This window comes from Agarivorans albus (genome assembly GCF_019670105.1).
Classification (GTDB): Bacteria; Pseudomonadota; Gammaproteobacteria; order Enterobacterales; family Celerinatantimonadaceae; genus Agarivorans; species Agarivorans albus.
The window spans coordinates 4,002,804-4,014,039 of record NZ_AP023032.1 but is presented as its reverse complement, the minus strand read 5'-3'; the positions used below and the strand labels follow the sequence as shown (position 1 = coordinate 4,014,039).

Below are 11,236 nucleotides of genomic sequence, written 5' to 3'. Positions count from 1 at the left end.
TGATGTTGGCGATGCTATATCCAAACAATTTGTATCGGTATTATGTGCCGGCAGTCGCCAATCAACAGCGAGCTGCTTAACGCGTAATTAAGGACGAGTTACTTCTTAATACGGTTTGGTTATCTAATAGAGTTAACCAATGATGATTCTTTACAAATGGCGAGAATACATACTATGAATAAAAAGACTATACTGAGCGCACTAATTATTTCTTCAGTTTCTGTAGGCGCTCACGCAGCCAATGCAGATGTAGATTGGTTTGTTGGTGGTGGTGTTGGTTATCAAGCTGACAATATCAAAGGTGAATATACTGGCGGAGATGATGACGCAACGTTTCAGTTACGTGGTGGTGCCATCATTAACGAAAATCACCGTGTGATGGGCACTTATGCTTACATGGATGAATTAAGTCAAAATACCTTTTTAGCATCTTACGATTACATCCACCCGGTTAGTGAGAAATTTAGCGTATTTGCTGGTGCTTCTATTGGTGCGGCAGACAGCGAAATTAATAATCAAAGCTCCACAGAATTTGTATGGGGCGGACAAGCTGGCATGATGTATCGCATCAATAGTAACTGGAGTGCAGAACTTGCTTACCGTTACTTAGACCAAGATTATCAATCGCACGGAGTTAAAATAAACGATACGCAGCAAGTTTATATGTCGGTAGATTACCGTTTCTAATTTTGCTCAGTTTGGGCTGAGCATGGATGTTAGCCCTAGCTCTTATTTACAGTAATAACTAAATTTATTTGTCTTGCTTTCTGTTACGATTATTCTATTCATTTACTTCAATTGGAGTGCTTTTCTTTGTCTACGCTCCCGCTTATTTCAATACGTTCAAGGTTTTGCTTAGCTTTACTGCTATTTATGGTCGTTGGCTGCAGTTCACCAGAGAGAAATGCTGCTCAAGAATCTGAGTTAATGTATCCATTAGCCACCGCTGGGCTGCGGTATTGGGATGGCGAAAGCACCGAAATTACTGAGCATAATATTGAGCAAGAGTATCAAAGCATCCTCGACAGTCGAGCGCGAAACAACGGTGTGGGAAGTGACATTTACCACTTGGCGTTGTCGGGAGGTGGAGTAAATGGTGCCTTTTCGGCTGGTGTATTAAACGCTTGGACGGCTAACGGTGATAGGCCAGAGTTTGACTTGGTGACTGGGGTATCAACCGGCGCGATTGTCTCAGTTTTTGCGTATTTGGGCAGTGACTATGATTCAACCCTAAAAAATTATTATACCGAAACGCCAATGAGCAGTTTATTTCAGGTTAAAAGCATTTGGAGCTTACTGCGTGGGGAAGCGGTACTTGATACTGCAGGCTTTGAGGATCAAGTACGAAGTTACATTGATGCCGACATTGTTAAGCAGTTAGCAGAGCAACGGGCTAAAGGACGTTTATTAGTTATTGGAACAACTAACCTGGATAACGAAAAAATGTCTTTGTGGGATGTGGGAAAGATTGCTCAAGTAGGCAGTGACGAGGCCATCACACTGATTCAAAATATCATTATTGCAAGTAGTTCTGTACCTGGTGCATTTCCAGCAAAAAGCATTGTTATTGATGATGGGCAGCAGCGCTTTGAAGAATTACACGTAGACGGTGGCGTATCTCGGCAAGTGTTTTTGGTGCCTCAATGGGCTTACTATAACCTACCCTTTGAACGTAATCCTCAGCATGTCTTTGTCATTCGCAATGGCTTGTTAAAACCACATTATCAAGTCACCAATAATAACCTTACAGATATCGGTTTACGTTCCATTTCAACTATCATCCGCAATCAAGGAATTGGCGATGTAGAGCATATTTATCACTTTGCTCAACACAATCAAATGAGCTTTAGGCTTGCCTATATCGATAATGACTTTTCTAAAATAAGTGATGAAGCTTTTACCAAAGAGTACATGACCAGCCTGTACCAATACGGCTACCAGAAAACCATAGCCGATTCTTTGTGGGAAAATGTACCTCCTAGCTTGCAGCATGTTCAATAAACCTGCCGCATCGCCAAGCAAAAATACGCACTGTGTAACGCGCGCCGTATTATGCCTACTGCGTATTAATTTTACGCAGTAGCTCGCTGGCGCCGAGACAAAACTAGCTTGGTCATCCCATAGCTTTTCTCATGAAGTGGTTTTTCTAGCTCTGCATTCTGCGGCAAGGTTGTCTGGCGCTTGTGCCACCCTCTCTTTACTCTGCTCTTGTAAGCTTCGCTGACTAGGATTGACTTTCACCTTGGGAGCACTTTATTGCTCTTATAGTTCTTATTAAGCCAATATTGCCTATGGGATGGGGTAGAGATCATAAATTAAGCGTTTGCCAGTTGATTGTATATTTATATATGAATAATTTATTTACAAATGAATCCTTGAGGTTGGGTTTGCAGAGCAGGGAAGTGCAGTAAATGGATGCTTGGATTATTTACATCATTGGCAGTATCAACTTCATCAATTTTACCGCGGCATTCAGTATTTACTGTGTTGCGACTAAGCAAATGGAGTCTCGATGAAAACCGATAGTAACCGCGTTGCCATGGCTAAAATCTGCCTAATGTATTTCTTCTATAACTTTTTCTGGTCTTTAAGCTCTGGATCGTTGTTTTCAGTTTGGCTAAATGATCGCGTGGGTATTGATGGCTCGCAGATAGGAGTGTTGTTTGGTTTGCAAACCGGCATAGCCGTGTTGTTTAAACCTGCCTTTGGTTACATATTGGATAAGTTAGGGCTTAAAAAGCACCTAATTTATTTTATTGCAGTACTGAGTTTAGCCATTGGGCCGTTCTACATTTATGTTTATGGCCCTTTGTTGGCAAACAGCGCAACCTTTGCACTTGGTATTGTGGTTGGCTCTGTGTATTTGGGAATGCTGTTTCAGGCAGGAAGTGGTGTGATTGCTTCTTACAGTGACCGCTTTGCTCGCTGCCACGCCAGTGACTTTGGCATTGTGAATGGTTTTGGCATTGCAGCTTGGGGCGTGTCGGCAGTGTTAGCTGGCTTTTTGTATAACATTAATCCAGATCTTATTTTCCACGCGTGCAGCGTTTCTGCAGTACTCATGCTGTTGTGTACCTTGCTGCTTAAAGTGCGCCACTTAGACGGCTTAGATAATGAGGTTATTTCCCAAGAGAAGATCCAGAAAGCCGATGTGATTGCTTTACTTAAGCAGCCAAAAATGTGGGCCTTTATGACCTATGCAGGCACCATCTCAGTGGTGTTTTGGACGTCGATGACCCAGTTTACTCGTTACTTTATAAGCTTCTTTCCCACCCAAGAAGAAGGCATTTCATTTAGTTCTAGCATGGATGGCATAACCGCGATCTTTTTGTTTTTCTTCAGTATGGCGGTGCCATTGATCATTAAAAAGGTGGGGGCAAAAGGCAGTTTAGTATTAACTGCTGCGGGCATTTCTGCGGTGTTATTAATGATTGGTTACGCTGGCTTAGGCGAGAAGAATTTTTACTTAGCGCTGGTGGCTAAATTGCTATTTGGTATTGTGAATCCAATGCTCATTATTTCGGTATTTGCGTACACCGCCGAACAGTTCGACAGAAAAGTTAACTCCTTTACTTATATGTTTGGTTTTCAAGTAGTTAACAATGTAATGACCGCCATTGCGTCACCGGTTATGGGCAGCATGTACGACCAATATGGCTTCCCTTGGAGTTATATCTATTTTGGTTTGTTTGCCGCCGCTGCCACGGTGTTAGCCATGTTTACGCTTAGCACAAAGTCACAAGCGCCCGCAGCCAATAGCGCTATAGCTAATTAAATCTATCTGTTTTTGTTCTCCTTGTTTGGGGCCAGCTTTTGCTGAGCCCTTTTTTTGTAGCTGCTAGCTGGCGCACTCCCCTTTAATTTTCACTTGAAGCCAAGCCTTTGAAGAGGCTTATACGTTTGCTTAAGACCCGCTATTTATTTAGAGCAGGATCATATTTGGCGCTTTTTTCAATTGATCTTATTGCTTGGTGAATAATATATTTATATATAAATGTATTGTTTCTATTTGAAGCTTGAGGGCGAAATGACTAGAGAAGTGATTGAATTGAGCGGCTGCCGTTGGCAGATGGAGCGAATGCGGCCCGGTCAAGGTATAAAAGAAGGCTTACATTTGTTACCTGCTGAGTATCAAGGTACGCACTTTAGCTGGAATTTTGCGACCGTTCCTGGCGATGTTTATACCGATCTTTGGCGTGCTAATGAAATTGCCGATCCGTATTTCGGCCGCAATATGCATCGGGCTAAATGGGTGGCCGAGTATGAGTGGTGGTACTGCCATCGTTTTGCGGTTACTGAATCGATGCAAGGTAAAAAGATTGTACTGCAGTTTGAGGGTGTAGATTACAGCTGTGATGTGTGGCTAAACGGCACGCACCTTGGGCGCCACGAAGGCATGTTTTCTGCCTTTGAGTTTGACGTAAGTGATGTGGTTAGCTTTGAAGATTGGCGTGGTGGTGCCAATATGCTGATGATTAAGCTTGATCCTCCACCTAAAAATTACCGAAATTGTGGCGGTAAAAAGGTTAACTTTTCGGGCGACTATTTCTCTGGATTAGTGCCATTTGGCATTTGGCGCCCGGTGCGAGTGGTAGCATCTGAACAGCTTAAAATATCAAGCATCCGTAGTGATGTTCGACTTGAGAATAGCAACACTGCGCTTGTTAATGCCAGCTACGAAGTTACTAATTACAGCTCGGAGCCTAAGCAAGTTACTTTGCTTTCACAGTTGTCGGGCAAAAATTGTCAAACCGAAACAATATACCAACAGTCTGTTCATCAGTTGGCTCCCGGTATAAACACTTGTAGCCACACCATCAAAGTTGAAGATGCCAAGTTATGGTGGCCTTGGGATATGGGACAGCAACACCTTTATAACTTGCAGGTGGAAGTCCAACTTGACGACTCTTCCGTCGATAGCTGCGCAGAGGTGATCGGCTTACGTGAGGTTAGCATGGCGTTTAATCCGGGCTATTCGCGCGAGCAGGCCGAGTTTCCATGGACCTTTGTTATCAACGGCAAAAAGCATTTCTTACGTTCGGCTTGTTGGGGAGGCCAGCCTTCGTTTCTATACGGTCAAAACAGTCTAAGCAAATATGAAGACCGCTTAGCCATGGTTAAACAGGCTAACATCAACAACTTGCGTATCTTTGGTTGGCACCCACCAGAAGTACCGGATTTTTACCGCATTTGTGATGAACTAGGTATCACCGTTTGGACTAACTTTACTTTGGCGACTCAGGCTTACCCTAAAGATCCTGAGTTTATTGGTGGGGTATTACACGAGTGTATCGAAACGGTTAAGCAGCGCCGTAATCATCCGTCGCAAATCTTTTGGATGGGCGGAGAAGAGGTCTTTTTCTCAGGGGCTCACGAAGAAAGTGGTAATAAAGCTTTAATGGAGCGTATTGGCGAAGCGGTAGCAGACCAAACTAACGTTCCTTATGGTTTGGCATCACCACTTAGCTCAGAGTCGGCAGTGAATATGGGCTTTAAGCCGAATGAATCCATCCATGCTAACGAACACTACTATCAAGGTGGGGCAGAGTTTATGGAGGAATATTACCCGGCCTTAGATTGCGCGATTATTCCAGAGCTAACTGCTGCTTCTGCGCCGTCTATTCCAAGCCTTAAAAAGTTTATCCCTGAAGATGAACTGTGGCCGATGGGTCCTAGCTGGGCTTACCATTGGGCAGATATAGATATCCTTAAAAATCTGAATTTTGAAGTGTTTAATGACTACAAAATGGGCTCTTTGGAAGAGTTTGTCGAAGCCACTCAAATTGCCCAAGGTACAGTGATTCAATTTGCGCTAGAAACCTATCGCCGCCGAAAACCTAAAATGAGCGGGGTAGCAATTTGTCACTTTATTACCCATGTGCCAGATATTAAGTGGGGAGTGGTCGATTTTTATGGTGAAAAGAAAATTAGTTTTGATTACCTAAAACGAACCTACCAACCGTTGCTACCAAGTTTGCAGTTTGAAAAGCGCCGTTGGCAAGCGGGTGAAGTATTTTCGGCCAGTTTGTGGGTAGTGAATGACTACCAACATGCCTACCAGCAGTTAAGTTATGAGTGGCAAGTTGTCTATCAAGGGCAGGTTTGTGCCAGCAACTGTATTAACTTGGATGTGCTGGCTGACAGCTCGGCTAAATTTTCTGAGCTGGAATGGCGCTTACCGAACGATGCAAGCGGCGAATTTGAAGTGAGATTGGCGCTAAAAAATCAACAGGGAGAAAGTTTAGCAAGCAATGCTTACCGCTTGTTAGTGGGTGAACAGCTTGCCGCCAAACAGCAAAGTTTGGCCTATTTAGCCGAGGCACAAGCGCGCCTAGATAAATATGGCCACAGTGTTTACCGCTACTGGCCAGAGATGTGGGAGTTTAAATAAGCTCGGATATGGCATGGGCTTAAATTAGCTGTTCTTAGTGAGAGAGATGCGGCTTTTTAAGCCTAAGTTACAACCACAGCGGTGAGCGTTCATCGCTGTGGTTTTAGCGAGCGACTAACAACCCAATTGCTGAGTAATCTGCTTGGCAGTTGCTTGGGCTTTGCTTATTAGCTCTGAACTTTCCGAGTGCTCATCTGTAGCAGTCGAGTTGAGCGTCGTAATGGCTAAAGAGGCGATCACTAAGCCTTCTGGCTCTCCCACCAATACTGCAGATTCATATACCCCTTTTGTGAGCTCATTGGCAGCAGAATAGGTTCCGTTTTGCTTGATTAAAGCGAGTTGCTGAATGAACAGCTTGCGTTGCGCGGCTTTCATTTGTTGGTAGTGCTGGTCGCGCTCCAAAATCATTGCTTGTACATCGGGCTTACTGTTCGCCAGCAATACGCGTCCAGAGGCAGTGGCGCTGGTAGGAAAAAGTGAACCTTCAGCAATATTAATCGACACTGGGTCGTGGCTTTGAGCATGCACTATCACCATGGCTTGGCTTTGATACAACATGCTTAGGTGGCAAGAGTGACCAGATGAAAAAGCCAGGTCTTCCATGTGCGGCAGGGCGCACTGGCGCATTTTATCTATTGGAGAAATGCGGCGAGACAGGTTGTAAATTTTTAACGAGGCGCGATATTTACCTGATACTTCATCTCTAATTAAGTAGCCTCTTGCTTCTAAACCAACCAATACGCGATAGATTTCGTTGGCGCCTCTAGCAAGTGCTGTGGCTATCTCGGTTTGAGATTTTGGCAATTCTTGGCTAACCATGTATTCCAAAATATCTAAGCCTTTATCTAGCGCAGGCACAGCGTATTTGTTAGCAGCAGGCGATTTCTTATCCATTCGTCGTTTAACTTTTACAACCCAAAGTTTGCCTATGTTAACAGCGAGCTGATTTAAAGAAAATAATCGCAGCTTTAGTCATTGAGCTGATTTTTGTTGTGTAACAGCGAGTTGTTTAAACAGCCTTATAAGGCGCGTTTAATTAATAGCTTCGTTTTTGTTTATCCAGAAATAAGTATCTGCGCAGCATGCTTATATTTGTGCTTAAAAAATTGGGCTAGTGGGAGTATCCTAACAGCACTTTTGGCCTGCCTTTTTTCTCGCATTATCTATTGCAGGCCATCCCCTAAGGTTTGATTAAGCAGTAAGGCAGTATGAGTCCTAAGAAGCCCGATAGCTCGGCCAAAAAGCCAAGCCCCAAAAAAGCCTCGGCAAAGAAGCCGGCTAGCAAAAGTAAACGTACTCCAGCTAAAAAGACCACTAAACCGCGCTCAAGCGCTAAAAAAAATACCAAGCCTTCATGGGGAAAACGCTTGTGGGGCATTAGTTGGAAGCTAGCATTAGTTGGCATTGTCATTATGGTTGCCTGGGGTGTGGTACTAGACAGCAAAATTCAGCAGCGTTTTACTGGTGATAAGTGGCAACTGCCGGCAGCGGTGTATGGCCGAGAGCTACAGCTCTATCCTGGTTTACGCCTAAGCAGAAAAGAGCTGCAAGATGAGTTGGCGTTACTAAATTATCGCAAAGTAAAACGTGCTAAACGTGGTGGTGAATATGCGGTATCGGAAACCAAAATTGAGGTAGTACGCCGCCAATTTGAGTTTGCCGATGGGGTAGAGCCCGAGTTGCCGATGCTGCTCACTTTTAGCCCTTCACGTTTGGCCAAAATTCAGCACCGTGATACCGGTGAAGAGATTGCTCAAACCCGACTTGACCCAGTATTGCTTGAACGCCTGAATGTGACAGAGCAGGAAGACCGGTTGTTTGTGCCTTTAAATGATATTCCAGCAAGCTTAAAGCAGGCCTTGATACTTACCGAAGATCGCCAGTTTTATGAGCATGACGGAGTGTCACCCATGGCGATTGCTCGCGCCTTAGTAGTGAATTTACGTGCCGGACGCACGGTACAAGGCGGCAGCACGATTACTCAACAGTTGGCTAAAAACTTCTTTTTAACGCGCGAACGTACCTTATGGCGTAAGTTGCAAGAAGCCTACATGGCGCTATTAATAGACTTTCGCTACAGCAAAGATGAAATTTTAGAGAGCTATTTTAACGAAGTGTATCTTGGGCAAAATGGAAGTAATGCGGTGCATGGCATTGGCCTCGCTAGTTATTTCTATTTTGGTCGCCCAGTGAATGATTTATCGGTGGAGCAAGTGGCTTTGTTAGTGGCCATTATTAAAGGCCCTTCATATTACGATCCATGGCGCCATGAACAGCGCGCGATAAATCGTCGTGACTTGGTTTTACGTATATTAGCCGAAGAAGGTGAATTGTCGGCCGAGCGTTATCAGCTGGCTGTGAAAAAACCATTAGGCTTGAGCAAGCGTGGCAGTATGGGCTATCAGAAAACGCCAGGCTTTGTATCGCTGGTTCGCCGAGAGCTGCAGCAGCATGCTAACAACTGGCGTAATTACAACGGTGTGAAGGTATTTACTACGCTGGATCCGCTATCACAACGTCATGCTCAAAGCGCCGCGCAAAATGTTTTAGAACAGTTAGACAAGGGCGCGAAAAAGCAATTGCAAACTGCCATGGTGATTAGTGAGCGCCATACGGGCGCGATTCGCGCGCTAATTGGCGGCAGGGAAAAGAATAACCAAGGGTTTAACCGGGCATTGGATGCGCGCCGCCAAATTGGCTCCTTAGTTAAACCCTTTGTCTACCTCACCGCGATAGAGCAAGGGCATCAGTTAGGCGAGTTGTTGGAAAACAGCCCCTTGGCGGTGCCTTTAGATGATGGCACCAATTGGCAGCCTAATAACTACGATAAGAGCTTTAGTGAGCCTGTGATGTTAGTGCGAGCCTTGGCTGAGTCACTTAACGTACCCACGGTGCGCTTAGGCCTTGAAGTGGGGGTCGATTCGGTAGTTGATACCTTAAAGTTGGCTGGCTTGGAGGAGAATACTCGCCCTTATCCGTCGATACTTTTAGGAAGCTTGAGCCTGTCGCCATTTCAAATGGCACAGCTTTATCAAACCCTAGGTGGGGACGGTGAATATCGCCCACTTTATGCCGTGCACCAAGTGAACGACGGTCAAGGCAATGTATTGTATAAAGCTGATAATGACGCAGAGCGCCGCTGGTCTGAAATGGCCAACTTCCTCACTCTGTATGGCATGAGCCAAGTGACTCGCAGTGGCACTGCGCGCTCGCTCAAGTGGCGTATTCCCAAGGTTGATTTGGCGGGCAAAACGGGCACCACTAACGATTTACGCGACAGTTGGTATGTGGGTATAGACCAGCGAGAGATTGTTACGGTTTGGGTTGGGCGAGACGACAACAAGCCGGCAGCAGTTACCGGTTCTTCTGCGGCATTACCTGTGTATGCGGCATATCTCAAAACCTCGTATCCACAGTCGCTACGAGCCATGCAACCCGATAACCTTAGCTGGGTACATTTTGCCAAAGCGAATGGGCATCCAACTTCTGCCGGCTGTGGTGAAACAAGCTTACTGCCTGCACCTAGCAGCCAAGCTGAATTAGCCGAAGGCTGTGTGCAACAAAGTGCAACTAAGGCCAAAACGTGGCTACAAAGTTTATTTAATTAAGGATCTGGAATGTTACAAGCAAACCAAGCGCAAATTATGTTGCAGCTACAAGACAACATGAACGCCAAAGTGAACCCAGAGTGGCTAACTACTCGTTCGCCATTTTTGCGTGCGGTAGTTATTGAAGGCGCAGAAGCCATTGAGCATCACGGTTGGAAGTGGTGGAAGAAACAAGACTGCGACCTAGAACAGCTACAAATGGAGCTAGTGGATATTTGGCACTTTGTATTGTCTGAGTTACTGCTGCAATCAGATGGCGAACATGCACCCGCTCAGGCTTACATTTTTGAGAATATTGAGCAAAGTACTGTGCAGTTTGATGGCAAACAATGGCAGTTTAGCCAACTTAACTTATTAGAAAAGCTTGAATTGCTTATTGGTTTAGCTGCCGCTAAGCGCACCAGTATTGGCTTGTTCTCGGCTTTGTTGGTGGATTGTAAGATGAGCTGGCTGGATCTTTATCAGCAATACGTGAGCAAAAACGTGCTTAATTTCTTCCGCCAAGATAATGGATACAAACAAGGTACTTACCGCAAAGTGTGGGATGGCAGAGAAGATAACGAGCATTTAGTTGAACTAATGGCTAACTTAGATGCTTCGGCATTAAGTTTTCAAGACGACTTGTATCAAGCCTTACATCAACGCTACGGCCAATCTAAATAATGTAGCATTTGCTGCAATGTGGCGCAGTTTTGCGCCACATGTGAGTGCATTTGCATTGTGCAACAACTTCTCACTCTTCTGACTTCCTTATAAAAAACTAAATTCATGCGCGATTTCTAGATTATTTCGCTATTGGTAGGCTTTTCATTAGCTTGAAACTGGAATTTTTAGTCTAATCAAAAAAGATATCAAAATTGGCCTCGTTATTGCTCCTTAGTATTTGTGTGGTTAACAGATGAACTTCACATTCACAATTTAAGTAGTAGAGGTAAATATTATGGCTGTTTCAAGTTTTAGAGGTGCATCAGGTGCGAGTTTTTGTCCAAGTAAGTCGAGCGATAAACGAACCCGCAATAATGCTAAATAATCTTTCATTCAGTGATTGTTTAGTTGTTTAAAAGCGCTTAATCATCTTAAGCGCTTAATCTTTACCCCGCATTTAAATCTCACGCGTCTCATTTTTCTGTATCTAACTGCCAGAAAAACCGTAACTTTTCCTTTTTCTCTCACTTTTTTCTAAAAAAATTTAAATTTCTTTGAAATAACCTAGTAGACAGCTAGGTCTTCTTGGTCA

7 protein-coding genes are annotated in these 11,236 nt (G+C 44.4%); 6 read left to right on the top strand and 1 reads right to left on the bottom strand.

Annotated elements, in window-relative coordinates; translation table 11 throughout:
• Nucleotides 1-174: 174 nt before the first annotated feature.
• The 4 genes from K5620_RS18175 to K5620_RS18160 all read left to right on the top strand — a co-directional run bounded on the left by K5620_RS18175 (nucleotide 175) and on the right by K5620_RS18160 (nucleotide 6,391).
• Nucleotides 175-687 carry an outer membrane beta-barrel protein gene (locus K5620_RS18175; protein ID WP_016403590.1) on the top strand — a complete coding sequence of 171 codons (513 nt, stop codon included), beginning with the start codon at nucleotides 175-177 and terminating at the stop codon, nucleotides 685-687.
• A 126-nt stretch (nucleotides 688-813) separates the two neighbouring features.
• Complete coding sequence (locus tag K5620_RS18170; protein WP_040307607.1) at nucleotides 814-2,001, top strand: patatin-like phospholipase family protein; 1,188 nt, start codon at nucleotides 814-816, stop codon at nucleotides 1,999-2,001.
• 511 nt (nucleotides 2,002-2,512) lie between these two features.
• Nucleotides 2,513-3,775: an oligosaccharide MFS transporter gene (locus K5620_RS18165; RefSeq protein WP_016403593.1), complete on the top strand. Its 1,263-nt coding sequence runs from the start codon at nucleotides 2,513-2,515 to the stop codon at nucleotides 3,773-3,775.
• A 252-nt stretch (nucleotides 3,776-4,027) separates the two neighbouring features.
• Nucleotides 4,028-6,391, top strand: coding sequence for a glycoside hydrolase family 2 protein (locus tag K5620_RS18160; protein WP_016403594.1), 2,364 nt, complete (start codon nucleotides 4,028-4,030; stop codon nucleotides 6,389-6,391).
• Between the two features lie 114 nt (nucleotides 6,392-6,505).
• Here the strand turns inward: K5620_RS18160 and K5620_RS18155 are convergent, their stop codons facing one another.
• Nucleotides 6,506-7,285, bottom strand: a complete 780-nt coding sequence (locus tag K5620_RS18155; RefSeq protein WP_016403595.1) for an IclR family transcriptional regulator — start codon at nucleotides 7,283-7,285, stop codon at nucleotides 6,506-6,508.
• 314 nt (nucleotides 7,286-7,599) lie between these two features.
• Between K5620_RS18155 and mrcB the strand changes: the two genes are divergently transcribed.
• Nucleotides 7,600-9,999 (top strand): penicillin-binding protein 1B, encoded by a 2,400-nt coding sequence (mrcB, locus tag K5620_RS18150; RefSeq protein WP_084682004.1) that lies wholly within the window; start codon nucleotides 7,600-7,602, stop codon nucleotides 9,997-9,999.
• Nucleotides 10,000-10,008: 9 nt separating this feature from the next.
• Nucleotides 10,009-10,662 carry a dUTP diphosphatase gene (locus K5620_RS18145; RefSeq protein ID WP_016403598.1) on the top strand — a complete coding sequence of 218 codons (654 nt, stop codon included), beginning with the start codon at nucleotides 10,009-10,011 and terminating at the stop codon, nucleotides 10,660-10,662.
• The last annotated feature ends 574 nt before the right edge of the window (nucleotides 10,663-11,236 follow it).